The following is a 23336-nucleotide window of genomic DNA, read 5'->3' as shown; positions in this document are numbered from 1 at the left end:
CCTCCCGGGGCAGCAGCATCTAGCGGCTCTGTCGCCCTATCTTTACTATTTTAGGTATTCTAGGTCAAGGAAACCGAAGGGACATGATGCAGCGGCGACCGGTGTGTGCCATCGAGGATCTGCCTCCGGGGAGCATGAAGCTGGTGCAGGCTGGCAAGTTCGGGGTGGGCGTATACAACATCGAAGGCGCGGTGTACGCGATCGCCAATTACTGCTCGCACGAGGGTGCACCGCTGTGCGCGGGATACGTCGTCGGCACCAATGAGTACGCGCCGGAGATGCCCGACCAGCTGCGCCGCGTCCGCGAAGGCCGCATCGCGCGCTGCCCATGGCACAACTGGGAGTTCGACATCACGACGGGTGTGAACCTCGCCGATCCGCAAAAGCGCGTTCGCACCTATGAGGTCGACGTGAGCGATGGGCAGGTGTATCTCACCGCATGAGCGAAGCTGTCGGCCCATGATCATCGATGCCAATGTGCAACCGCATTTCCGCTACAACGCGGAGATCCGGAAGTTCCTTGGGCCCGCGCACAAGTTGCGTTCGATCCCTGACGTCGAGCAGCAGTGGTACCAGGCGCCGGGCGGCGATTACCGCCAGGACCTGTACGGCAATGGCTACCCGGGATCCGACCCAGACGTCGTGGCAAGCCACCTGTTCACCGACGGGGGCGCAAGCCACGCGATCCTGAATCCACTCACCCGCGGCAACATCGCCGACTATCTGCTCAACAGCCGGATCTGTGCGGCCGTGAACGACTGGCTGCTGACGCGCTGGCTCGACTCCGATGACAGCGGCCGGTTCCTCGGCACCATTCGGGTCAACCCCGAGGATGTCAAGGGCGCGGTCGCGGAGATCGAGCGACTGGCCGGTCATCCGAAGATGGTGCAGGTCGGCGTTCCTCTGCAGTCGCGCGAACCGTACGGCAAGCCGATGTTCGAGCCGATATGGGAGGCCGCGGCCGCCCACAATCTGCCGGTGGCCGTGCACATCAACGGCGGCAACGGCGTCGACCATGCGCCGACGTTCGCCGGGCACGCCTACACCTATCCCGGATACGCCGCCTTCATGCCGCTGAACTCGTTCGTGCACCTGGCCACGCTGATCATCGAGGGCACGTTCGGGCGAATCCCCGGTCTGCGGTTCGTCTTCGCCGACGGCGGCTACGACATCCTCACGCCGTTGATCTGGCGCTTGGACACGTTCTGGATGTCGATGCGCGACCAAACCCCTTGGGTGGACCGGTATCCCAGTGAATACTTGCGTGATCACGTGCGGTTCTGCTCGTCAGCGTTCGACGGACCGACGGATGCCGGGCTGGCCGAGCGATGGCTCGATTTCAGCGACAAGGCAGACCTGCTGATGTACGGGTCGGGCTACCCGCACTGGTCGACCTCGCAGCCCGACGACGTGGTGGCCGGGCTCAACGCTGAGCAACGGGAAAAAGTGTTGTGGCGCAACGCAAGTGACCTATACGGCGTCACAGAGGGGAGTCTCACATGACGACCGTGGAGGAACGCGCAGACGACTTCGTAGCCCAGGACATCGCCGTGACCATCGTCGACACCGACGTGCACCCGCTGCCGGTGTCGGGTGAAGTGCTGAAGTCGTACGCGCCGGCGGAGTGGAAAGACAAGCTGTGGCCGACGGGTAACGCCGTCTCGCCGGTGCCACATTTCTACGACACCCCGGACTCGTACAAGACGATGTCGCTTCGGGTCGATGCCGCACCCCCGCGTGGCGGAGTCGCGGGCAGCGACCCCGAGTTCGCCGCCAAGCAGCTGCTGGTCGATGCCGGAGTCAGCATCGCGATGTTGGAGCCGATGTGTGATGCCCAGTTGCCGCACGCCGAGCACGTCCTCAAGGCCACTCACAACGACTGGCTGGCCGACGTGTGGCTCGGCGACAACAACTGGCACGGCCGCTGGCGTGGCGCGATCAGCGTCACCGCACAGGACCCGCACGCAGCCGCTCGCGAGATCGAGCGGTGGGCCGGGCACCCGTACATGGCCGAGGTGTTGATGACGCCGCAGACCCGCGGAATCCCGTTCGGCAGCCCGCATTTCGACCCGTTGTACGAAGCGGCCGCGCGCAACAACCTTCCGGTCGCCACGCATCTGATGGGTCAGACGCCGTTCGAGTTGATCCCGATCTACCCGGTGGGCAACCCCGCGCATTGGCACGACTTTTTCGCTTCGTGGCCGCTGCTGTATGTGTCGCATCTGATGAGCCTGGTGTTCGACGGCGCCTTCGACCGGCATCCCGACCTGCGGATCGTGTTCGTCGAGGGCGGCTTCACCTGGGCGATGCCGGTGATGTGGCGGATGGACCGGATCTGGCAACAGCGCAAGGGCGACCTGCCACACGTGCGCCGCAAGCCGTCGGACTATGTGCGCGAACACGTCCGGTTCACCACGCAGCCGCTGGAGGACGTCAACGTCGCGACGTACCGCGAGTACCTCGAGATGATGGATCTCGGTGACTGTTTGATGTTCTCGACGGACTACCCGCACTGGAGTTATGACTCGCCCGAGTGGGCCGTGCGGCGGTTCCCCGCCGATCAGCGTGAGCGGATCATGCGCGGCAACGCCACTGCGCTCTACGGCCTGCCCTCCACGGTCAAGGCGCTGCCGGGTGAACAGCCGCCCGCGACCTGACGTCCCTGACTTGGTCCGGGAGTACGACAAGTGTTGGTCGAGCCTGGATTTCGCCGGCCTTGCCGACCTTTGGGAGCGAGTCGATCCGCAGCCGATCTACGTCGGTGACGAGTACGCCGCCCCATTGATCGGGGCCGACGAGCTGGACCGGCATTGGGCTCGCGTCGCCAGCAGGCTCAAGGCGGCAATCGTGTCGTCGACGCTGCACGAGTGTGACGTGGTCGACGACACAGTGGTGCGGGCCTTGCTGCTCAGCCGTTGGACGTTGACGGGCAGGGAGTCCGACGTCGCGCGGACCGGTGCCAGCTGGGTCACGTGGTTGCTGGTCCGGCGCGGCGAGCGGCTGCGCATCTTTCACCAGATGGAGTCCGAGGTGTTTCTCAGTGACGGCGCAGGGGAGTAGGCCCGCGGCGCTCAACTTCCAACGGCACCACGGGTTCCCGGGCCGACGGGCCGCGGGTGATAGCGTGCAGCCGGATCTCGGGCACGTCCACCGATGGGTCGACGGTGTCCAGCCACGCGACGGCCTCGGCGACGTCCGCGGCCCGGATCGCATACATCTCGAACGGGACGTCCTGCAGCATCTCGGTTTCCACTGGCCCCGGTGTGACGATGTGGACGTTGATACCGTCGCGGTCGACCTCCTGCGCCAGCGCCAGCGCGAACGCGTTCATGCCCGCCTTCGACGCCGAATACGCTGTGCGCGCAGGCATCGGCTCGTGCGCGGCCGATGACGAGACGAACACGAACCGCGAACCTGCCTTCATATGGGGCAGGGCAGCCGACGTGACGACGAAACACGAGTCGAGGTTCGCCGACATCGTCGCGCGCCACTGCTCGAAAGTCTGTTTGCGCGCGTACGTTCCGCCGAGAATGCCCGCCGCGTGTACGACGAGGTCGATGTCACCTGCCGCCTGAACCGCAGGCTGGAATTTGTCCGGATCCGTGGCATCGGCGACGACGTAGCGCGCACCCATCTCCTCCGCCGCGGCCCGCAGCGGCTCCTCGCGGCGTGCGGTCAGCACGACGTCGTAGCCGAGCTCCGCCAGCCTACGGCCGCAGGCTTTGCCGATGCCGCCGCTGCCTCCGGTGATCAAGGCCGTTCGCACGCAACACCTTTCAGCGTTGACGCCGCGCAAGCGCCTGCGGGGAGAGTGCGACGATGCGCCGTTCGGGATCTTCTGCCATGAAATAGGCCTGGGTGTCCGCCAAATGGCGCGCGGATAGCTTGCGTGCGCGTTCGGCGTCGCCTGCCTCGATCGCCTCGGCGATCTTCGTGTGAATGCTCAACGCGATGCGGCGCTTGCTCAGCGCCGGGTACTCGCCTTTGGCAGCAGTCTCCTCGGCCCACCACTGCAGGTGACTGCTCCACAGCGTCTCCAGACTGCCGACCACGGCGATCATCGTGTGATTGCCGCAGCCTCGGACGATCTCGTCGTGGAACTTCCCGCCGATCTCGGTGAAGCGGGCACCGTCCTCGATGTGCTCGGCCATCGCGTCGTTGAGTTCCTTGAGCTTCGGAATCAACGTCTCGCCGCGGTCCGGACGCTTGGCCGCCAGGGCCGCACACATCGGATCGAGTTCCTGTAATGCGGTGCCGAGATCGGCCAACGGCACAGTGTCGCTTTGCAGCAACAGCCCGATCATGTAGGCCGCGCTGGCCTTGGCGGGGGCATGTACGACGGCGCCACCTCGATTGCCGCGACGCACGGACACCAGCCCCTCGGTCTCGAGGATTCGCAAGGCTTCGCGCAACGAGACAAGGCTGACGTTGAACTGTTCGACAAGCACCTCCTGGCGCGGCAGCAGGTCACCGTCGGAAAGCTCGCCGTCGATGATTTGCCGCCGAAGCTCGTCGGCCACGATCTCGGCTGTACGGCGCGCCGACAGCCTGCGGCGTGCCTCGGGGCCGATTCCCAGTGTTGTCATGTCTTGGCAATATTAACAGCGATTCGCCTGCTCGCAGGCACCGCTATCCGACAAAAGTTACTAAGATGATAAAGAAACCACGGGAGGATGTGCGGTTGACCGGCGATTCGCCAACCCCGCTGCATGATCTTCGCGTCGTCGAGATCAGCGACCGGATCGCCGGCGCTTACTGCGGCAAGTTGCTCGTCGCCGCGGGGGCCGATGTGGTGAAGGTCGAGCCTGTCGCGGGAGATGCGTTGCGCCGCTTCACCACAACCGGCGCCGTGCCTGCTGAGGGCATCGATTCGCCACTGTTCAGTTACCTCAATGCTGGGAAGCGAAGCGTAACAGCCGCATCCGAGGAACTGCTGGGCAGCGCGGACGTGTTGATCACCACCCAGAGGAGCGAGCTCGGCTCCACGTCCCCGCAGTGCGTAGTGGTGTCAATCTCCGACTTCGGCTTGACGGGCCCATGGTCGGACCGCCCGGCCACTGAGTTCACGCTGCAGGCCGTCTCGGGGCTGACCGGATTCCGCGGTGATCCTGCTGGCCCACCGATCTCGATCGGCGGGGACCTGGGGGAGTACATGGGCGGAGCCTGTGCCGCCTATGGGGCGTTGGCTCTGCGGCGCCGGGTCCGTCGCGGCGGGCGGGGCGGGCACCTGGACATGTCGATGCTCGAGGCGATCACGCTGATGCAGAGCAGCGAGTGGTTGCATTCGCAGCTACTGCAGGTACCGCCGATCAAGCGTTCGATCGAAGTCCCGTCGATCGAGGAAGCCGCCGATGGCTACGTCGGCATCAGCATGGTCACCGGCCAGCAGTGGCTCGATTTCGCCGCGATGGTGGATTGTCAGGAGCTGACTGAGATCCCGGAGCTTCGCTTCCAGATCGGTCGCTGGGATTACCGGGACTGGATTCGCGAACGCATCGGACCATGGATGCGCGAGCGCACTGTCGACGAGATCGTCGAACTCGGCCAGTTGTTCCGGCTGCCCATCGCCCCGCTCGGCAACGGCGCGACCATTCCCCAGATGGACCACCTGCGCGAGCGCGGTGTCTACCTCGACAACCCGACGGGCTTCCGCCAGCCGCGCGCCCCCTGGCTGATGTCGGCCGCAGCACCCGCCCCCGTGCGGCCGGCGCCGGCCGTAGGCGAAGCGGATGGCGAAACACTTTGGCAGCCAAGAGAATCCGTTGACGTGACCGCCTCCGACCTGCCGCTGGCCGGAGTTCGCATCGTCGATCTGACCGCGTTCTGGGCCGGTCCGGCCGCAACTCATGCACTGGCCGCGCTGGGCGCTGACGTCATCAAGATCGAGTCGATCCAGCGGCCCGACGGCATCCGCTATTCGGGTGGCATGCGCACTGACGTCGACGACTGGTGGGAGTACGGCTGGCTCTTTCAGGCGATGAACACCAACAAGCGGTCGGTGACACTGGATCTGGAGTCACAGGACGGCGTCCGACTCCTCAAGCAGTTGGTCAGTCAGTCCGACGCGGTGATCGAGAACTTCTCGCCCCGGGTGATGGACCAATTCGGCCTTGGCGCAGACGCGTTGCTTGCCATCAAGGCGGACCTGGTCGTGGTGCGGATGCCAGCCTTCGGCCTGACGGGGCCGTGGCGCGACCGCGTCGGTTTCGCGCCGACGATGGAGCAGATAGCGGGGTTGGCGTGGGTCACCGGCCTGCCCGACGGACCGCCGGTGCCACCGCGGGGCGCCTGCGACCCGTTGGCCGGTGTGCATGCGGCGTTCGCATTGCTGTGCGCACTGGAGTTCGCCGAGCGGACCGGCCGCGGCCAGTTGGTCGAGGTGCCGATGATCGAGACCGTACTGAACGTGACCGCCGCGCAGACAATCGAATACGAGGTGTTCGGCGAGATATTGGAGCGGCGGGGCAACCGAGGCCACGCCGGCGCGATTCAGGATCTGTACCGGTGCACGGGCGACGACAATTGGATCGCGATCTGCGCGCAAACCGATGCGCACAAGACGGCGTTGTCGGAATTGACGGGCGGCATCGAGCTGAGTGACTGGTTGGCCGGTCAGGACCTCGACGCGGCCGTTGATGCGCTTGCCCACAAGGGGATTCCGGCGGCCGCCGTCGTCTCCCCGTCGCTGGTGACGGAGAACCCGCAACTTCGGCACCGTGGATTCTTCGAGCGGCTCGACCATTCACGGACAGGCGAGGGTTGGTATCCGACACCACCGTTCACACTGCTCGACGGCAACGAAAGGTGGCTGCATCGCCCACCGCCGACGCTCGGGCAGCACAATGGTGAGGTGTTGACCGAACTATGCGGGCTGACCGGCGAGGATCTCGAGCGGCTGGCCGCCCAGGGTGTGATCGGCACCCGCCCGAAGGGCCTGTGATGGGAGCGTTCGACGTGCTTCTGAATGACGAACGCACCCAACTCGAATCGTTTGTTGAGGAGTACCGCGGCGCCATCGAGAACACACTTGATGGCCTCACCGAGGAGCAGGCTCGTCGTCGGCTCGTGCCCTCAGCGACGACGCTGCTCGGCCTGCTCAAGCACGTCACATGGATGCAGCGAGTGTGGTTCGAGGAGTGCATCGGGGGGAGGTCTCGTCGGGAACTCGGCCTGGTGAACACTCCAGAAGAGTCATTCCAACTCGCCGACCACGACACCATTGCCGCCGTCAAGGCGGCCCACATGCAAGCCTGCGCGACGGCCAGGGCTGCGGTGGCCAACCTCTCGTTGGACGCCGTCGTGACGGGTCATCGTGCGGGGCCCCGCACAGTGCACTGGGTGTACCTGCAGGTTCTGCGCGAGCTGGCGCACCACTGCGGCCACGCCGACATTCTGCGCGAACAGATTCTCGCCGGCTGACCTCTCCAGATCTGGTTCTACCGCGCCCGCAACGAGATCGGCATCGCGTCGAAGATCGACATGTTGTTGGTCAGGTTCGGGTAGGACACGGTCGGCTGGCCGAGTTCGATATCGTCTGCGCGACAGAGCAACTCGTCGAGCACAGCGCGAATCTCGGCTCGCGCGAGCATCGCGCCGAGGCAGTGGTGCGGTCCGCCGCCGCCGAACGTCACGTGCTGGTTTTCCGTACGGCTGATGTCGAATGTGAACGGGTCGTTGAAGACTTCCTCGTCGCGGTTGGCCGAGCGCAGCATCGAGACCACTCGCTCGCCCTTCGGGATGGTGATGCCATCCATCTCGACGTCGACCTTGGTGCTGCGTGTCCAGAACGCGACCGGCGTCGCCCAGCGCAGCACCTCCTCGACTGCACTCGACCGGATCGCCTCGTCGGCGCGGTACCGCTCAATCTCACCTGGATTGGCCACAAATGCCTGCAGCCCGAAGGCCAAGGCATTCTTCGTGGTGTCGCTGCCGGCGAAAGTGAGTACGTAGAAGAAGATCTCGAGCTCGTTGGCCGGAATGGACAGCTGCTCGCCGTTCTCGTCGGTGACGACTGCGGTGGCCAGGGTGCTCCAGATGTCATCGGTCGGGTTGCGCCGCTTTTCCGCGGTGAGTTCGAGCGCGTAGGTGAAGACCTTGCCGAACAGTTCGAGCTGCTCCTGTTCGGTCGCCGTCGCGTTTTGACCATTGGCCGACTTCAGGATCCGGTCCAACGTCTCGAAGATCTCCGGCCGGTCGCTGTCGGGGATTCCGATGATGTCGCCGATGACCGACATCGGCAGCACATCGGCGACGTCCTCGATCCAGTCACCACTGCCCGCCGCAAGCAACCCGTCGACCAACGACTTGGCCCGCGTCCGGATGCCTTCCTCGAGCCTGGCGATGGCCTTCGGAGTGAACGCATGCGACATCACCCTGCGCCGCTTCGTCAGCTCGGGTGGATCCATGTGAATGATCGTTGGAATGTCGGCCATCACGCCGATGGTCTGGATGAGCGGGCCGTCCGCCGCGGTGAACGAGTCGGTATCGCGATGAATCCGCTGGGCGTGCCGGTGTTTGGTCGTCATCCAGAAGTCGCGGTGGACGGATTTGGCGACGCCATCGGTGCGCTCGTGGTGGAAGATCGGGCGTTCGCGACGCAACTCTGCGAACAGATCATCGGGAAAACCGTTCTGCCACAACGCAGCATCGGAAAGATCGACCGGAGTCGTCGTTGGCATGTGAGCTCCTCGTTGGGTGACCTTGACCTAGAATGCCTAAAATAGTAAAAATAGGCAATGGACAGGCCCTGACCTGCCCGGTTGGCGTGCGGACGGAGAGAGCAGTGGCGGACACGGTTGCGGACACCACAGACCCGTCGGAACGCGAGTTCGGGCCCAGTGGCATCAGCCTGTCGAAGTACCGGTTCCCAACGGGATGGTTCATCGTCGGGTTCGCTTCCGAGCTGGCCGCCGGCCAGGTCAAGCGGGCGCACTACTTCGGTGAAGAGTTGGTGATCTTTCGTACCGAAGCCGGCCAGATCAACGTCCTCGACGCCTATTGCCAACATCTCGGCGCGAACATGGGCGTCGGCGGCACCGTGGAGGGCGAGCGGATTGTCTGCCCATGGCACGGCTGGCGCTGGAACGGCGACGGCACGAACGCGCTGATCCCGTACAGCAAGATCGGCTGCAAGCAGAACGTTCGGATCAAGGCCTATCCGGTGGCCGAGTGGTACGGCTTCATTCTCGTCTGGCACGAGCGCCATGGCCGCGCTCCGTATTGGCAGCCGCCGGTGCTGCCCGAGTTGGAGACCGACGAGTATTACCCGCTGCACCCGCACACCCGGATGGTCAACCGGGTCAAGGTGCATGCACAGATGATCATCGAGAACGCGGCCGATCCATACCACGTGCAATATGTGCACAAGGCGGCCAACCCGGCCAACACCGCCTCGTTCGAAGTCAGCGGTTACCACCTGCACGCCACGGTCAACGCCGATTTCGGTGGCGGACGGGCCAAGACCTGGCTGACACCCAACGGGCCCGTCGAAGCCAAGATCATCTACGACAACTACTCGTTGGGGCTGGGTGTCGTGCGCTTCCCGTCGGATCTGGTGGCGACCGTTCAGGTGACCGGCCAGACGCCGGTCGACGAGGACTACACCGACTACTTCTACACCCAGGCCTCGATCCGCGAACCCGGCGACACCGGCGACAAGCCCACCGGTCGCGCGGCGAGGTTCCTGCAACTGCAGCAGGAAGTCATCAAGCAGGACTTCTTCACGTGGGAGAACATGAAATACCTGGAGAAGCCCAACCTCGCTCCGGAGGAGGCGCACGACTACGCCGCCTTGCGGCGCTGGGCACACCGGTTCTATCCCGGTGAACAGCCGGCGGCGGGAGATTTCGGCTACACAGCCGACGGCGAGCCCGACCCGGCTGCAGCGAGGGTGTAATGCCCGACGCGGGCTTCACCGTCCCGGCAGTACTGGATCTGCGCGCACAGCAATTCGGCGACCGCGTGATGATGTCGATCGCCGGAACACCGGTCACCTTCGCGCAGATGCGAGACAGGTCCTGCGCCGCTGCCAATGTGCTCGTGGGTCTCGGCGTAAAGCGGGGTGAGACCGTGGCGCTCTTCACCGGAACGTGCCCGGAATGGGTGTACTTCTGGCTCGGGGCTGGCCGCATCGGCGCGGTCCCCGCGGCGGTCAACGCGGCGAGCAAAGGCGAGTTCCTGTCCCACACGCTGCGGCTGTCGCGCGCAGCGGTGGCCGTCACGGATGCTGATCGACAGGGTCGGCTTGCCGAGGTGGCCGGTGACGTGGACACCTTGAGATCGGTACTGGTGCAAGGTGATTCGCTCGCTGATGCGCTGAGCGCCGCGTCGACCGATCCGCCGTCGGGAGCCACCGCCGAACCCGACGACATCGCGCTGTTCTTCACGTCCGGCACCACCGGGCCGTCGAAGGCGGTAGTCACCACATGGCAATACCTGTTCACTGCGGCGGCCACCGTCGCGTCGACGTGGGAATTCGAGGCGGGTGACGTGCTGTGGACGGCCATGCCGCTCTTCCATCTCAGCGCGGCGCCGACGGTGCTGGCCCCAATGCTGGTCGGCGGGACGAGCGTGTTGGCAAGCGCCTTTCATCCGCGTGAGGTGTGGGACGAGATACGGGCGTGTGGCGCCGTGGGCTTCGCGGGGGCGGGCGCGATGGTGTCGATGCTGTGGAACCTGCCGCCCGATCGGCGCGACGCCGAGATCGGGCTTCGGTTCATCTCGGCGGCTCCCATTGCCGCCGACATGTATCGCGCCATCGAGGAGCGGTATCGCTGCCGCATCGTGACGATGTACGGCATGACCGAGGCGTTTCCGATCGCCTACAAGGCAGTGTCCGACGAAGGAAAGCCAGGCACCTCCGGTCAGATCAATCCGGATTTCGACGTACGGATCGTCGATTTGCTCGGCGAACCCGTACCCGAGGGTATGGTAGGGGAGATTGCCTGCCGGGCGCGGAAGCCACATGCGATCAGCGAGGGGTATGTGGCGTCGGCGTCCGGCGGGCCCCCACTGCAGGTCGAACCCCATCCCGAGTGGTTCCGGACGGGTGATCTCGGTTATCTGGACAGCGACAACAATCTGACATACGTCGACCGGGTGAAGGACTCTTTGCGGCGGCGCGGCGAGAACATCTCCTCGGTCGAAGTCGAACAGGCAGTGATGCGTCATCCGGCCGTGTTGGAGGCCGCAGCGGTTGGCATCCCGAGTGATCTTGGCGAGGACGACATTCTCGTCGTCGTGACGCTGCGGCCCGGCGCGGTCCTGGAGTACGCCGAGTTGCTCGACTTCTGCTCGGCGCGGATGCCGTACTTCTGCGTGCCGCGGTATCTGGAAGTCCTGGACGAGATTCCGAAGAACGTGATCGGGCGCGTGCGCAAAGACGTGCTCCGCGACAGGGGACTGGGCCAAGGCGCCTGGGACCGTGAGGCACACGGCTACGTGTTGAGCCGGTAGGACGGGAGACGACATGACGTTGACGTACCAACAGCAATTCGTGCTGGACGGGCTGGCGGGCCGGGCGGCAATCCTCAATCTGAACGCCCGCTATAACCGCGCGTATTCGGCAGGAGACCTGGAAAGCTGGATCACGACGTTCCGCCACGCGGGTGCCACGGTCGTGCGCGGCGGGGAGAGGTTCACCGACCTGCGCGCGGCCTTCAATGGCGGCGACGGCAAGCGCCTCGTCACCGTCGACCACGAGATAACGGTCGACGGGGTGGAAGCGACGCAGCGGTGCGTCGGCTTGGTGTTCGTCGGCGCCGAACTTCGCGCCACCGGCACATATACCGATCAGCTCATCTACGAGCGCGGTGGTTGGTACTTCACGTCGCGCGAACTCGAGTGGGATCTCGCGCCGCGGGAGAGCGCGTTGCCGGTGTGACCGCAGACCTGTCCTACGAATTCGCGTTCGGCACATACGAGGACGCACTTCGGATGGTCGGCACGCGAACGCAGCCGAGATTCGCAGGCACCGCCGTGAGTGGCGCGCGGATACAGCATTTCGCGTCGATGGTGCGCGACCCCAACCCGTCGTATTGGGATGTCGACTTCGCACGGTCGGCGTGGGGTGGTCTCGTCGCGCCACCCGCGTTGCTCATCGGTCTGCTGATGCCGCCGCCGTGGGTGCCCACCGGCCAGGCGCCGACGGCGTCGATTGCCGTCCGGGTCCCGTTGCCAGGCACGGCGATCATCAATGCGTCCAACGATGCCGAGTTTTTGTTGCCGGTGGTGGAAGGCGACATGCTCAGCGTGGTCGAGGAGGTCGTGTCGGTGTCGCCGGAGAAGAAGACCCGTGTCGGCACAGGGCATTTCATCGAGACGTTGGAGACCTACTACCGGGGCGACGGTGCGGTCGTCGCCAGGTGCACGAACTCGTTGTTTCGTTTCAGCCCCGCAGGTGACCGATGACGTGGGACGAGGTCACCGTGCAGGCGCAGCTGCCAGAGGTGGCCGACCCGATCAGCTACGAACGCGTGGTGATGAACGCGGGTACGACGTGGGACTACGTGCCGTGGCACTTCGACCCGGAGTACGCCAAAGAGCACGGGCACCCAACGATTTTCGTCAACACGATGCACCTCGCGGGGTTCATCGACCGGATCGCCACCGACTTCGGTGGGCCGTACAGCAGGGTGGTCAGGCGCAAGGTGTCACTGCTCGGTTCGATCTATGCGGGCGATTCGATGGTGGCGCGTGGCCGAGTGACCGGCAAGCGCATCGATACGTCCGGCGACGCGCCGCGGCACCTGGTCGACCTCGAGATCGGCATCTTCAATCAGCGCGACGAATTGTGCTGTCCCGCAGAGGTTACGCTCGAACTCCGGGGATAGCTTAGATTGGTCGAGTGGCCAACCGCCCTGAGATCCGCACGACCGCGGGTGTTGTCCGTGGCATGTGGGAGAACGAAGTTGCCGTTTTTCGGGGCATCCCGTACGCCGAGCCGCCGTTCGGCCCGCTGCGGTTCAAGGCCCCTGTGCCAGCTGCGTGGTGGGACGGGGTCCGTGACGTTGCCGAGTTCGGCCCACCGGTTCCCCAAGCGAGCCATACCGACTCCGACGACTGTTTGACGCTCAACATCTGGTCGCCGGAGCTCGCTGCCGCCGGGCTCCCGGTAATGGTGTGGATCCACGGCGGTACGTACCTCGAGGGCACCTCGGGCAATCCGCACCATGACGGTACGATTCTCGCCGGTTCGGGTGTGGTGATGGTCAGCATGAACTACCGCACCGGCTTTGAGGGTTTCGCCCATATCGCTGGGGCTCCGGACAACCGAGGTCTGCTCGATCAAATCGCGGCACTGCGCTGGGTACAGGAGAACATCGAAGTATTCGGCGGCGATCCGGGCAATGTCACGGTGTTCGGGCAGTCCGCCGGCGGCGGCTGCATCGCTGCGCTGCTTGCCATGCCGATGGCTGCGGGCCTGTTCCGTCGCGCGATACCGCAGAGCATGCCGGGCACCTATTTCTCACCGCGCCTGGCGGCCGCCATCTCGGCTGCGATTGCAGCGCAGGTCGATGTGGGTGCCACGGTCGAGGATCTGGCGCGAATCTCGCCGCGTGGGCTGATCGACGCGACGGCCGAGATCCGCGCAAGGATGCCGCAAGGATTCGACGTGTGGGGGCCGATGGCGTTGACGCCGACGCCGTTCTCACCCGTCGTCGACGGTGATGTCCTTCCGAGCGCTCCGTGGCGGGCGTTGGCCGGCGGTGCCGCGCGGGACATAGACCTGCTCGTCGGGCATACACGTGACGAGTACCGACTGTTCGCGTCAGGTCTCGGTCATCTGCCACCCTTTCCGCACGACGCTCATGCTTACCGCGCCGCGTATCCCGCAGCTGACCCCGCACAACTGCGCGAAATCATCAACTCCGACTGGCTATTTCGAATGCCCAGCCTGCACCTGGCCGACGCTGCGCATGCGGGCGGTGGGGACGTTTGGACCTACGAACTCTGCTGGGGCTTCAACCGCGACGAGGATGCGTCGCACAGCCTCGACTTTCTCCTTCTCTTCGGCACGTTGACCGCCGATGTTGTGCGCAACCATCCCGCCGCATACCCGAATGCCGCAGACGAGGCCAGCAGGATTTCCCGGCAGATGCGTTCTGACTGGGTGACCTTCGCGGCCACAGGGCAGCCCGGGTGGGCGCGCTACCACCCCGATACGCGTCTGACTCGCGTCTATACCGCAGAACCCACCACGCAGCCGTATCCCGAGGAGCGGTCGCGCCGGATCTGGGCCACGCACCGCTTCGGCACACTGGATCTGCAGACCTAGCGTCCGGTGAACCGCGGCGGGCGCCGCTCGCGAAACGCTGCGATGCCTTCCTTCGCATCGTCGGTTTCGAAGGCGGCGACTTGATGGGGCCACTCCAGTTCGAGCTGTGCTGGCAGCGAGTTGTCGAGTGAACGCGCTAGCGCTCGCTTCGTAAACTGCACCGCGATCGGTGGCTGTGCCGCAATCTGCTCGGCGTAGCTCATCGTCTCGTCCATCAAGCGGTCGTGGGGGAGCACACGCCGAATCATGCCCAGTGCCAACGCTTCCTCGGCATCGTGCAGACGTCCGGTGTACATCATGTCCATCGCCGCCTCGAGCCCGACGGCCCGCGGCAGCGTGTAGCTCAAGCCCATCTCGGCCACCAGCCCGATCCGCACGAACGCGGTGGTGAACGTGGCGCGTTCCGACGCGAGGCGAATATCATGGAGCATGGCCAGCGCGAAACCACCACCCGCCGCGGCACCGTTCACCGCAGCGATCAGCGGCTTGTCGAAGTCCTTGATAGCCAGCGTTTGCCGGCCGATGCCCAACCGGTCATACGCGCGATCTGCTGTGCTGAGAGTGTCTGTCAGCCCCAGGTTTTCGTGCATGAGCGCGTTGAGGTCCTGATTGCCGCTATCGAGGTCGTCCAGGTCGGCGCCCGCGCTGAACGTGTCACCCTCGCCGGTCGTGACAACGACGCGCACGGCGTCATCACGACGCGCCTCTTCGAGAGCGGCTAGATATTCAATGAGCAGTGTGCCGGTCAGGCCGTTTCGCTGCTCTGGCCTGTTGAGCCGCAGCGCCAAGACAGCGCCGCTTCGCTCCAGCGCTACCTCGCTCATCGCGCTCAGCGCAACTCTGGAAGCTTGTCCGCACTGACCGTCGATTGCAGTTCGACGTATTCGGACAGACCCTCAGCACCGAATTCACGTCCGATGCCGGACTGTTTGAACCCGCCGAACGGAGCGCTGGTGTCGAGTGTGTACATGTTGATGCCGTACGTGCCCGCCCGAATCTTGGCAGCGATCTCCAGCCCGTGGGCGGCGTCGGCGGTCCACACCGATCCGGCCAGCCCGTAGTCGCTGTCGTTGGCGATGCGGACCGCGTCGCGCTCGTCGGTGTACTTCAGCACCGTCAGCACCGGGCCGAAGATCTCCTCACGAGCGATCCGCATTTCGTTGTTCGCATCCGTGAATAGTGTCGGTCGGACGTACCAGCCACGATCGCGCGGTTTGTCGCTGCCGCCCAACACGATTCGTGCACCTTCATCGACGCCGGTCTTGATGTAGCCCTGCACGCGCTCCTGCTGCCGCTGCGCGACGAGCGGCCCGATGTCGGTGTCGTCGTCGGCGGGATCGCCGACCTGCAGCCCCGTCATCATCGCCGCGAGAGCGTCGACAACGTCATCATGGCGGCGCTCGCTGACCAGAATCCGAGTCTGCGCAACACACGCCTGCCCGTTGTTCATCAGGCTGGCCATCTTCAGATGCTTGACGGTGCGGTCGATGTCGGCGTCGTCGAGGATGATCGCCGCGGATTTGCCCCCAAGCTCCAGGCTCACCCGCTTGAGCTGTTCACCGCACAGCGCGGCGATCCGCCTGCCGGTGGCCGAGGAGCCCGTGAACGAGATCTTGTCCACCCCGGGATGGCGGACCAGGGCTTCACCGGTTTCGCGTCCGCCGGGAACGATCGAAACCACGCCCTGCGGCAGGTCGATCTCGTCGAGCATCTCGGCCAACCACATTGCGTCCAGCGGTGTTTCGGGCGCCGGTTTGACGACAACCGTGCAGCCGGCGATCAGTGCAGGGATGAGCTTGGGCATGATCAGGAACTGTGGCACGTTCCACGGCACGATCGCGCCGACGACACCGACGGGCGCCCGACGCACATGCACCTCGCCGAACAAGCCCTGCCGCCGCTCGGCCCAAGGGAATTCGCGTGCCGTTGCGAGGTTGAGATGTATCTGGGCCACCGCGCCTGCGGCCTGCCCCAGCCGGCTGAAGCTGCGCGGGGATCCCATCTCGGCGGTGATCAGGTCGGCCATTGCGTCGGTATGGGCGCTGTACACCGCCGCCAGCTTCTCGATCTTCTCCATCCGCTCGGCCGGCGTCATCCGCGGCCACGGTCCCTCGTCGAACGCGGTCCTGGCGGCGGTCACCGCCTTGTCGACGTCTTCGGGAGACGCTTCGGGCGTCTCACCGATCGGCTCTTCACTGTGTGGCGAGATCACCGAGAGTCGCTGTCCGGTGGCCGGTAGCTGCCAACTGCCACCGATGTAGAGCTTGTCGTAGACAAGGGATCTCACGGATACGCCTCCTCGTAGGATTGCCGCGCCCACGCGCGGAATTCGGTGATCGCGCCTTCGCCGCGGGCCAGCTGCGGACGGTCTCGATAGATCTTGTTCTCCCAGATCGGGATGTCCTGTTCGATCTGCCTGCAAAAGTCTCTGGCGAAGCCGAGGCCCATCCGCGTCATCTCACCCGTCTCCGGTTCGGTCTGCACGAAGAAGGTGTAGCGGGCATCGACGAACTCACCGTCGATCGGGGTGACGGTCAGTAGCGTGCATGACCGTCCGAGGCCGCGGTGTCGGACCACGTCGAGCCCCATGCCGAACAGTTCGGAGTCCACCGCACCCGAAACCGGACCGCGCGGCGTCTGAAACGTCACCTCGGCGACTGCCCGCAGCCGGTGCGCGTCCGTCTCCAGATCGAGGTTGCCGAACCCGGAAACGCCATGCACGGTCGCGAAATGCGCTATGTCAACGGTGTTTTCGAACACCTCTTGCGGATGGGACCGGAAGCGCCAGCGTGCTTCCTCAGGTGCGTGGAACGTGAACGCCGCATCTTCGCTCTCGGGGATCTTCGGCAGTTCCCAATCCGGTTGGGTCGATGCCTCGGAGTGCCAAACGAAGATCGCACCTGCCCGCTCGACGGTCGGCCATGCCCGCAACCGGGCGGTGCGATTGACCGTCTTCGCGTACGGAATCTCGACATTCGACCCGGCGCCGTCGAATCGCCAACCGTGAAACGGACACGTGATGCAGTCGTCTGTCACGGTGCCGCCGACGGCGATGTCTGCGCCGAGGTGCGGGCAGTACGCATCGAGCACGTACGGACTTCCGGATTCGCCGCGGTAGCAGATCAATCGTCGGCCGAAATAGTGCAGGCCGACGACCTGTCCGGCGTCGACGTCTCTGCTGTAGGCGACCTGAAACCAGCCCTTGGGGTAGGCGTCGAACGGAAAGCGCTTGCCGATGTCACTCATCACGGCGTCACCGCCCGTCTGGACCGCTAAAGTTGCTATTGCTGTAAACATAGCAAAAAAGGCAGGTGCAGTGGACAACCGTGATTGGCGTGCGTATCCGTTCGAGCTGGTGCCGACAGACCCACAGCTCAACTTCCCAGCCGCCGAAGGCAATCACCCCGATTTCGAGTCGGACACCTGGTTCATCGCGGGCGAACTGACCGCTGACAGTGGCCGCCGGTTCGCGTTCCTGACGATCTTCAACAAGAACCGACCAGGCCAGTCGATCGTCGCCGACTTTCACACCTTCGCGCTGTTCGACCTCGACAACGGCGAGTACGGCACCTACACCGATTACGACATGCCACCCGCCAACATGGCGCCGGGAGCGAGACCCAAGATGACGCTCGAGGATGGCCACCTCGGGTTGACGTATGACAGCGATGCGGGCCAGGCCGTGTGGCGAACGTGTCGCGACCCGCAGGGTGACTTGGTGCCGTACACCTACGACGTCACCTTGGTCGGCACGGATGCACGGGGCGACGCGATGCGACTGGACCTACATGTCACGCCGACGCGCGCCCCCGTCCCGCTGGGCGGCGCGGCGTACAACGGCAAGGTCGAGTGTTTCGGCCAGGCCGAGACGTATTCCTACTTCCAGACGCGGATGGCCATGACCGGCGCATTGCGCTGGGGAGCGGTGCAGGAACAGGTTTCCGGAAGCACGGGTCACGTCGACCGGCAGTGGTTTCCGCTGGTCGCCAACAGCGGCGGACCGACTGGCGATATCCGCTCACGGGCGCACGAGTGGCGCACGATCAACCTCGACAACGGCCTCGACCTGTCCATCTGGCGTCAGTTCGACCGCACCGATCACAATGCGCTGCAACCATTCTCGGGCGCGACCACATGTGCACCCGACAGTGACCCCGAATATGCCGACGACATCGAGGTCACCATCGACAGCTACGTGCGGTGGCCCGATGAGGTCAAGACGTTGGTCCCCCCACCATCGGCGGTGCGGTACATGCCCGACCGACACCGGCTGACGTCACGGCAACTCGACCTCGAGCTCACGGGTGAGCCGTTGGTGCCTGCGCCCGCACATGGGCTTCCGCTGGAGTACATGGAAGGCCCCTATCGATACCGCGGCACGTTCCGCGGAAAGCCGGTGAGCGGCTTCGCTTTCTACGAGCGGTCGCTGGCGCTCTACCGGGACTGGGAACTGGCCGAGATCGCCTCTTCCCACGTCTGATGGCGGTGTTGTAGCCCGGGTTCGTTACGCCCGAACACCAGGTGCTCGCGGGCGCCGGACTCGAGGTTGGCCTGAAGACCTGCCACAAGCGCGTAGTCCTCGTCGCGGACCGTGGCGTGCGCGTAATCGAAAACCGCTGCGGCACCGGCGGCCGTCGACTCGTCGGACAAGTCCAACGGCGTTGAGTTCTGGTGCACGGTGATCGACCGGCCCGGCACGTCGGTTGGGTAGACGCGGAACAGCTCGCCGTTGGCGATCGTGCAACTGAGGACCACATTGGGAAACAGCGCGTAGATGACGACCATGGCATGCAGCGGATCCCACTGCTCCTCGGGAACGTTCTCGAGATCGAGAATTCCGTTGAGAGGAAAGACAAGTCGGTGGTGCGGGCCGAACGAATCGAACACCGTGCAGTTGCTGCGCGCGATCGTCGCGAACGTGTTCTTGTGCACGGTCGCGAAGTGGTAGTTCTCGGCGAAAGTGTCAATCGCGAGCTTCCAGTTGATCGGGCAGTCGAGCACCTTCTCGCCCAACGGCGCCCATCGCCCGATACCCCAGGATTCCAGTTCGTCAGCCAGCGGCCCGAGGAATGCCGGGATGTCCAGCGTCGCGTCGCGATCCAGTGAGATCCACAGGAAGCCCGCACATTCGGCGGCCGGCAACTCCGTGAGTTTTCTGGCGCCCGAACCTGTTTCGGGGAATCCTTCTTTTCCCGGGATGCCGACGAGGTTGCCGTCGAGGTCGTAGGTCCATGAGTGGTAGGGACAGGCAAGCCGTCGCGCGGCCCCGCAACCCTCGGCGATGCGCGACTGGCGGTGTAGGCAGACGTTGTCGAACGCGCGCACGGTGCCGTCGGCGCCGCGAGTGAGCAGAACGGACCGCCCCATCACCGTCTTGGTGCAATAGGTGCCTGGCCGAGGGAGTTCGGAGACATAGCCGACGAGTTGGGGGCTGGCCAGCAGCATCGCGATGTCCCGCGCGTGGCGCTGCGGCGAGGTGTAGGTATCCGCGGCGACGATGTGCTCCGTCGGCGTGAGGTCAGTGGTCTTGTCGCGTGCGAGCTTGACCGCGCGACGCGTGAGATCGATGAGCTGGTCGCGATCCATACCGCCATTGTTGTTGTTTTTATAACAATTGCCAACCGTCGCCGAAAAGTGACTGGTGATGCTCCTGTTGCGCGTATCGTCCGCTCATCGGGGTCGGGGCCTGAACGAAGGGGCAGCCATGGCGTTCACGGGGTGGATGCGTCGATTCACGATCGCGGCGTTCGCGACTGCGCTGGTGCCGGGGTTGGTCAATGTCGCGGGGGACACCGCTTCGGCGCACGCGTTCTCGAACCCAGCGCTGCCGATCGAGTACCTCGAGGTCCCGTCGCAGGGCATGGGCCGCAACGTCAAGGTCGAATTCTTGGGCGGCGGTGCAACCGCCCACGCGGTGTACCTGCTGGACAGCATGGAGGCCGGTGACGACCTCAACGGCTGGGACATCAACACCCAGGCGTTCGACTGGTTCAACGGATCGGGCCTGTCGCTTGTGATGCCTGTCGGCGGCAAGTCGAGTTTTTACAGCGACTGGTACGCGCCCGCGGTCGGTAACAACGGCACCTACACCTACAAGTGGGAAACCTTTCTGACCCAGGAACTGCCGGCCTGGCTTGCCGCCAACAAGGGCACGCCGCAGACCGGCAACGCGATCGTGGGGTTCTCGATGGGCGGCTCCTCGGCACTGGTGCTCGCCGCCTATCACCCCCACCAGTTCAGCTACGCCGGATCGTTGTCGGGCTTCCTGAACCTCTCGGCAGATCCCGGCCAGGTCGGCATCGCGATGACGTGGAACGGCGGCTTCGGCCGCGACGCGATGTGGGGTCCACCCGGTGATCCGGCCTGGGCCCGCAACGACCCCACGCTCCAGGCGGGCAGGCTGGCCGCCAACGGCACCAGGTTGTGGATCTACTGCGGCAACGGCACCCCGACAGACCCCGCGTTGGCCAGTCCGGACGCACCCATCGGGGGTCTCGGCTTCCTCGAGGGCATGGCCACCGACTCCAACCATGCCTTCGCCGACGCCTACGTCGCCGCGGGCGGGAACAACGCCGTGTTCAACTTCCCCGAAGGCATCCACGCATGGGGTTACGCCGGCCAGCAGTTGCAGCAGATGAAGCCCGACATCCAGCGAGTGCTGGGCGCAACACCGGCCGCGCAGGCGTGAGTTGGTGGGTTGCGCACGCGGAGCGCACAGTGTCCGAGGAGATCCCGGCACCTCCCGATGCGGTCCGTGAGTTCTACGTCGACCTGGACAACATCAAACGGGTGCACCCCCTTGTGGTAGCAGTGTGCGTGACCGGTCAGCGCCAAACCGCGGATGGATACTTCACGAGCTACCGCGTGCAGGACCGGATTCCGTTGGGGCCGTTGAATTTACGGATAAACTACGTGGCACGGCTGCACGTTTCCGACGTCGGCGAAGTACTGGCCGAAGCGGATCAGTTTCCGCGGGTTCGGTTGCGTACGAAGGTGACTTTCGATCCGATCGACGTGGGAACGCGAATCACCGAATGCATGCACATCGAGGCGCCGCGCGTGTTGGCGGCGATGACGGTGCGTGAGGCCGTCAAGGCGCACACCACCATGCTGGCGGGGATGCGCCACTGTTTCGAATGACTACTCGGTGGCCTCAGGTGACGCGCTTTGGTTATCGCCGGCGTCGAGCACACTGACCGCTATGCCGTACGGCAGGAAGCGCACCTTACGGGCCGGGTCGGTGTTGTTCTTGTTCGCTCTGAGCGCATCCAGCTCGGTCGGATACACCTCTTCGATGTGGGCGCTGCCTTCGTCGTCGACGGAGTAAATCGCCCACACGCCGTCGCCGGTCTCGCCGGTGGTTTCGGGCTCGCTTCTGGGCCGCGTGTGCCGCGAGAACTCGTCGAAGATGGTCGCCCACCCGGCCCGCTCACCGGACGTGGTGAAGAACCTGCTGACTCCGTCGAGCGCGTCACGCAGGCCCTCACCGGCCTCGCGGACCACCCGATCAAATTCATCGGGGTCGAACCCGAACGGCCCGTTGCTGCTCATTGCGGTTCCTCCTGCTAGCCATGCCCCGCGACATTGCGGTAATCACAGTGTGCCTGCGCATCGTCAAGTAGTCGACTGAGGCCGGTGGCGAGTGGTAGGCAACCCATATGACCTTCACGCGTGCCGACATGCTGGCGACTGCCGAGCGTTCGCCGGCGGCCGCGGGCGCGCGCGATCGCATGGCTTGGGTGGGACTGTTCACCTCCGACGGCCGCGTCGAGGACCCGGTCGGGTCCACGCCGCACAGGGGAGTGGGAGCGATCGGCGCCTTCTACGACACATTCATCGGCCCACGGGTGATCCGGTATCACCCTGATGTCGACATCGTCGTCGGCCCGACCGTCATCCGCGACGGCGAGCTCGAGGTGACGATGGCCTCGACGCTGACGATGCGGGTGCCGGTATACATCCGCTACGACCTAGCCGACGAAGCGGGTCAGCTGAAAATTGCTGCGCTGTCGGCATTTTGGGAATTGCCGGCAATGGTCGGCCAATTCCTGCGCGCCGGAATCCGGGCAGTGCCGGCCGGCCTTCAGCTGTCAAACCTGCTGCTGCGCAACCAGGGTCTGGTCGGCACGCTCGGATTCCTCGGCGGGTTGCGGGGAATCGGCGGCGGGGCCAAAGGGTGCGTCGCGCGTTTCCTCGACGCGGCATGCGCGGGCGACGAGGTCGGCATTCGAAGGCGGCTCGCAGCCCAGGTGCACATCTCCAGCGGTGACGATGTCGTGCTGAGCGCAGGCGACCTTTTGAAACACCTCTCAGGGGCGCGCTGGCGCAAGCTCATCGGATCGGGCCACGCCGTCGTCGCGGCCACCGAGCGCGCCGGGCAGCGCAGCGTGATCTTTGCGGAAGTGGGTACTGAACCCGTAGCGATCACACGGATTCGCGTGTTCAGCGAGGCGGCTTGAGTAGGACGTGAGACGGTTAGGTCAACATGGACGCCGAAAACTACATGACCTATGAGCAGTTCGGGCGAAGGTTCTTCGAGGTCGCCGTCAGCGAGGAGCGGGTCTGCAACGCGATCGCCGCGATCGCCGGGGACGCCTTCGAGATGGGCCCCATGGGTCAAGGGCCGGGCAAAATCGCCAAAGTGACCGCCAAGGTCAGGATCATGGACCCCAGGGTGACCCGCACAGTGGCCGAAGAGATCACCTTCGACATCCGAATCCCGCTCGAGATCGACATGGTCGTCGACCTGCGCATCGACAAGCCGAAGTTCATGGTGTTCGGCGAGATCACACTGAGCGCTACGGCACGGGCAGCCGAACCGCTTCTGCTGATCCTCGATGTCGAGAAACCGCGGCCGTCCGACATCTCCATCCACGTGACGTCCAAGTCGTTGCGCGCGGAGGTGGTGCGCGTGCTCGGCAACATCGACGCCGAGGTCAGGCGGTTCATCTCGGCGCATGTCTCGGGCGAAATTGACAGCCCAGCTTCGCAAAAAGCCAAGGTCATCGATGTGGCGACCAGTATCGATGCGGCCTGGAGCGGGGTCTGACGCTACGCTTGC

25 protein-coding genes are annotated in these 23336 nt (G+C 64.9%); 17 read left to right on the top strand and 8 right to left on the bottom strand.

From position 1 onward, the window contains the following. Window positions 1-86 precede the first annotated feature (86 nt). From J3E61_RS32135 to J3E61_RS32120, 4 genes are read left to right on the top strand one after another with little or no spacing between them, the layout of a single operon-like run. Window positions 87-443 (top strand): Rieske 2Fe-2S domain-containing protein, encoded by a 357-nt coding sequence (locus J3E61_RS32135; RefSeq protein ID WP_192723836.1) that lies wholly within the window; start codon window positions 87-89, stop codon window positions 441-443. A 16-nt stretch (window positions 444-459) separates the two neighbouring features. Continuing rightward, on the top strand, window positions 460-1503 hold the full coding sequence (locus J3E61_RS32130) for an amidohydrolase family protein (protein ID WP_210086637.1): 1044 nt from the start codon (window positions 460-462) through the stop codon (window positions 1501-1503). Then, on the top strand, window positions 1500-2657 hold the full coding sequence (locus tag J3E61_RS32125; RefSeq protein ID WP_210086636.1) for an amidohydrolase family protein: 1158 nt from the start codon (window positions 1500-1502) through the stop codon (window positions 2655-2657). The genes J3E61_RS32130 and J3E61_RS32125 overlap by 4 nt, the downstream gene beginning before the upstream one ends. Further along, window positions 2635-3060 (top strand): hypothetical protein, encoded by a 426-nt coding sequence (locus tag J3E61_RS32120; protein WP_210086635.1) that lies wholly within the window; start codon window positions 2635-2637, stop codon window positions 3058-3060. Before J3E61_RS32125 ends, J3E61_RS32120 begins: the two co-directional genes overlap by 23 nt. On the opposite strand, the gene J3E61_RS32115 is transcribed toward J3E61_RS32120, so the two are convergent. Together J3E61_RS32115 and J3E61_RS32110 are read right to left on the bottom strand one after the other, a co-directional pair. Then, window positions 3038-3766 (bottom strand): SDR family NAD(P)-dependent oxidoreductase, encoded by a 729-nt coding sequence (locus J3E61_RS32115; RefSeq protein WP_192722564.1) that lies wholly within the window; start codon window positions 3764-3766, stop codon window positions 3038-3040. The two genes, J3E61_RS32120 and J3E61_RS32115, sit on opposite strands and share 23 nt — an antisense overlap. A gap of 10 nt (window positions 3767-3776) precedes the next feature. Next, window positions 3777-4586 (bottom strand): FCD domain-containing protein, encoded by an 810-nt coding sequence (locus tag J3E61_RS32110; protein WP_192722565.1) that lies wholly within the window; start codon window positions 4584-4586, stop codon window positions 3777-3779. A gap of 65 nt (window positions 4587-4651) precedes the next feature. On the opposite strand from J3E61_RS32110, the gene J3E61_RS32105 reads away from it, so the two are divergent. Beyond that, a complete protein-coding gene (locus J3E61_RS32105; protein WP_210086634.1) occupies window positions 4652-6940 on the top strand; it encodes a CoA transferase in 2289 nt (762 codons plus the stop codon). After that, entirely contained in the window at window positions 6940-7419 is a 480-nt protein-coding gene (locus J3E61_RS32100; RefSeq protein WP_210086633.1) for a DinB family protein, read from the top strand. The genes J3E61_RS32105 and J3E61_RS32100 overlap by 1 nt, the downstream gene beginning before the upstream one ends. 17 nt (window positions 7420-7436) lie before the next feature. Here J3E61_RS32100 and J3E61_RS32095 read toward each other — a convergent pair whose 3' ends face one another. Then, entirely contained in the window at window positions 7437-8678 is a 1242-nt protein-coding gene (locus tag J3E61_RS32095; RefSeq protein WP_210086632.1) for a cytochrome P450, read from the bottom strand. A gap of 86 nt (window positions 8679-8764) precedes the next feature. Between J3E61_RS32095 and J3E61_RS32090 the strand changes: the two genes are divergently transcribed. The 6 genes from J3E61_RS32090 to J3E61_RS32065 all read left to right on the top strand — a co-directional run bounded on the left by J3E61_RS32090 (window position 8765) and on the right by J3E61_RS32065 (window position 14275). Then, window positions 8765-9895: a Rieske 2Fe-2S domain-containing protein gene (locus J3E61_RS32090; protein ID WP_210086631.1), complete on the top strand. Its 1131-nt coding sequence runs from the start codon at window positions 8765-8767 to the stop codon at window positions 9893-9895. After that, window positions 9895-11454, top strand: a complete 1560-nt coding sequence (locus J3E61_RS32085) for an AMP-binding protein (RefSeq protein WP_210086630.1) — start codon at window positions 9895-9897, stop codon at window positions 11452-11454. Before J3E61_RS32090 ends, J3E61_RS32085 begins: the two co-directional genes overlap by 1 nt. A gap of 13 nt (window positions 11455-11467) precedes the next feature. Continuing rightward, entirely contained in the window at window positions 11468-11881 is a 414-nt protein-coding gene (locus J3E61_RS32080; protein ID WP_210086629.1) for a nuclear transport factor 2 family protein, read from the top strand. A 53-nt stretch (window positions 11882-11934) separates the two neighbouring features. Then, window positions 11935-12408: a MaoC family dehydratase N-terminal domain-containing protein gene (locus tag J3E61_RS32075; protein ID WP_210086775.1), complete on the top strand. Its 474-nt coding sequence runs from the start codon at window positions 11935-11937 to the stop codon at window positions 12406-12408. Then, window positions 12405-12830 carry a hypothetical protein gene (locus J3E61_RS32070; RefSeq protein WP_210086628.1) on the top strand — a complete coding sequence of 142 codons (426 nt, stop codon included), beginning with the start codon at window positions 12405-12407 and terminating at the stop codon, window positions 12828-12830. Before J3E61_RS32075 ends, J3E61_RS32070 begins: the two co-directional genes overlap by 4 nt. A gap of 62 nt (window positions 12831-12892) precedes the next feature. Beyond that, window positions 12893-14275 carry a carboxylesterase/lipase family protein gene (locus J3E61_RS32065; protein ID WP_210086774.1) on the top strand — a complete coding sequence of 461 codons (1383 nt, stop codon included), beginning with the start codon at window positions 12893-12895 and terminating at the stop codon, window positions 14273-14275. Here J3E61_RS32065 and J3E61_RS32060 read toward each other — a convergent pair. Genes J3E61_RS32060 through J3E61_RS32050 form a run of 3 tightly spaced genes read right to left on the bottom strand, consistent with a single transcriptional unit; the run spans window position 14272 to window position 17521 of the window. Next, window positions 14272-15099, bottom strand: coding sequence for an enoyl-CoA hydratase/isomerase family protein (locus J3E61_RS32060; RefSeq protein ID WP_210086627.1), 828 nt, complete (start codon window positions 15097-15099; stop codon window positions 14272-14274). The genes J3E61_RS32065 and J3E61_RS32060 overlap by 4 nt on opposite strands. A 5-nt stretch (window positions 15100-15104) precedes the next feature. Next, complete coding sequence (locus J3E61_RS32055) at window positions 15105-16562, bottom strand: aldehyde dehydrogenase (RefSeq protein ID WP_210086626.1); 1458 nt, start codon at window positions 16560-16562, stop codon at window positions 15105-15107. Then, complete coding sequence (locus tag J3E61_RS32050) at window positions 16559-17521, bottom strand: Rieske 2Fe-2S domain-containing protein (protein ID WP_210086773.1); 963 nt, start codon at window positions 17519-17521, stop codon at window positions 16559-16561. Before J3E61_RS32050 ends, J3E61_RS32055 begins: the two co-directional genes overlap by 4 nt. Here J3E61_RS32050 and J3E61_RS32045 point away from each other — a divergent pair. After that, on the top strand, window positions 17511-18755 hold the full coding sequence (locus tag J3E61_RS32045) for a secreted hydrolase (RefSeq protein WP_210086625.1): 1245 nt from the start codon (window positions 17511-17513) through the stop codon (window positions 18753-18755). The two genes, J3E61_RS32050 and J3E61_RS32045, sit on opposite strands and share 11 nt — an antisense overlap. On the opposite strand, the gene J3E61_RS32040 is transcribed toward J3E61_RS32045, so the two are convergent. After that, complete coding sequence (locus J3E61_RS32040) at window positions 18710-19861, bottom strand: Rieske 2Fe-2S domain-containing protein (protein WP_210086624.1); 1152 nt, start codon at window positions 19859-19861, stop codon at window positions 18710-18712. The genes J3E61_RS32045 and J3E61_RS32040 overlap by 46 nt on opposite strands. Before the next feature lie 118 nt (window positions 19862-19979). On the opposite strand from J3E61_RS32040, the gene J3E61_RS32035 reads away from it, so the two are divergent. Next, window positions 19980-20963, top strand: a complete 984-nt coding sequence (locus J3E61_RS32035) for an esterase family protein (RefSeq protein ID WP_210086623.1) — start codon at window positions 19980-19982, stop codon at window positions 20961-20963. Next, window positions 20960-21415, top strand: coding sequence for an SRPBCC family protein (locus J3E61_RS32030; protein ID WP_210086622.1), 456 nt, complete (start codon window positions 20960-20962; stop codon window positions 21413-21415). The genes J3E61_RS32035 and J3E61_RS32030 overlap by 4 nt, the downstream gene beginning before the upstream one ends. On the opposite strand, the gene J3E61_RS32025 is transcribed toward J3E61_RS32030, so the two are convergent. Further along, complete coding sequence (locus J3E61_RS32025) at window positions 21416-21826, bottom strand: hypothetical protein (protein WP_210086621.1); 411 nt, start codon at window positions 21824-21826, stop codon at window positions 21416-21418. 107 nt (window positions 21827-21933) lie between these two features. Between J3E61_RS32025 and J3E61_RS32020 the strand changes: the two genes are divergently transcribed. Then, window positions 21934-22734 (top strand): hypothetical protein, encoded by an 801-nt coding sequence (locus J3E61_RS32020; RefSeq protein WP_192722579.1) that lies wholly within the window; start codon window positions 21934-21936, stop codon window positions 22732-22734. A 26-nt stretch (window positions 22735-22760) separates the two neighbouring features. Next, complete coding sequence (locus J3E61_RS32015; protein WP_192722580.1) at window positions 22761-23324, top strand: hypothetical protein; 564 nt, start codon at window positions 22761-22763, stop codon at window positions 23322-23324. Window positions 23325-23336 lie beyond the last annotated feature (12 nt).

This window comes from Mycobacterium sp. OAE908, assembly GCF_017872775.1.
Taxonomy (GTDB): domain Bacteria; phylum Actinomycetota; class Actinomycetes; order Mycobacteriales; family Mycobacteriaceae; genus Mycobacterium.
Note: the sequence above shows the minus strand (reverse complement) of the source record. Positions and strands in the feature narration are given on the sequence as shown.

Coding starts and splice junctions, on each gene's coding strand:
- J3E61_RS32065 (WP_210086774.1), top strand. CDS start 12,893: ATGTGGGAGAACGAAGTTGCCGTTTTTCGGGGCATCCCGTACGCCGAG.
- J3E61_RS32040 (WP_210086624.1), bottom strand. CDS start 19,861: ATGGATCGCGACCAGCTCATCGATCTCACGCGTCGCGCGGTCAAGCTC.
- J3E61_RS32095 (WP_210086632.1), bottom strand. CDS start 8,678: ATGCCAACGACGACTCCGGTCGATCTTTCCGATGCTGCGTTGTGGCAG.
- J3E61_RS32015 (WP_192722580.1), top strand. CDS start 22,761: ATGGACGCCGAAAACTACATGACCTATGAGCAGTTCGGGCGAAGGTTC.
- J3E61_RS32135 (WP_192723836.1), top strand. CDS start 87: ATGCAGCGGCGACCGGTGTGTGCCATCGAGGATCTGCCTCCGGGGAGC.
- J3E61_RS32045 (WP_210086625.1), top strand. CDS start 17,511: ATGTCACTCATCACGGCGTCACCGCCCGTCTGGACCGCTAAAGTTGCT.
- J3E61_RS32035 (WP_210086623.1), top strand. CDS start 19,980: ATGGCGTTCACGGGGTGGATGCGTCGATTCACGATCGCGGCGTTCGCG.
- J3E61_RS32070 (WP_210086628.1), top strand. CDS start 12,405: ATGACGTGGGACGAGGTCACCGTGCAGGCGCAGCTGCCAGAGGTGGCC.
- J3E61_RS32050 (WP_210086773.1), bottom strand. CDS start 17,521: ATGAGTGACATCGGCAAGCGCTTTCCGTTCGACGCCTACCCCAAGGGC.
- J3E61_RS32110 (WP_192722565.1), bottom strand. CDS start 4,586: ATGACAACACTGGGAATCGGCCCCGAGGCACGCCGCAGGCTGTCGGCG.
- J3E61_RS32125 (WP_210086636.1), top strand. CDS start 1,500: ATGACGACCGTGGAGGAACGCGCAGACGACTTCGTAGCCCAGGACATC.
- J3E61_RS32080 (WP_210086629.1), top strand. CDS start 11,468: ATGACGTTGACGTACCAACAGCAATTCGTGCTGGACGGGCTGGCGGGC.
- J3E61_RS32060 (WP_210086627.1), bottom strand. CDS start 15,099: ATGAGCGAGGTAGCGCTGGAGCGAAGCGGCGCTGTCTTGGCGCTGCGG.
- J3E61_RS32020 (WP_192722579.1), top strand. CDS start 21,934: ATGACCTTCACGCGTGCCGACATGCTGGCGACTGCCGAGCGTTCGCCG.
- J3E61_RS32105 (WP_210086634.1), top strand. CDS start 4,652: ATGATAAAGAAACCACGGGAGGATGTGCGGTTGACCGGCGATTCGCCA.
- J3E61_RS32085 (WP_210086630.1), top strand. CDS start 9,895: ATGCCCGACGCGGGCTTCACCGTCCCGGCAGTACTGGATCTGCGCGCA.
- J3E61_RS32075 (WP_210086775.1), top strand. CDS start 11,935: ATGGTCGGCACGCGAACGCAGCCGAGATTCGCAGGCACCGCCGTGAGT.
- J3E61_RS32100 (WP_210086633.1), top strand. CDS start 6,940: ATGGGAGCGTTCGACGTGCTTCTGAATGACGAACGCACCCAACTCGAA.
- J3E61_RS32130 (WP_210086637.1), top strand. CDS start 460: ATGATCATCGATGCCAATGTGCAACCGCATTTCCGCTACAACGCGGAG.
- J3E61_RS32025 (WP_210086621.1), bottom strand. CDS start 21,826: ATGAGCAGCAACGGGCCGTTCGGGTTCGACCCCGATGAATTTGATCGG.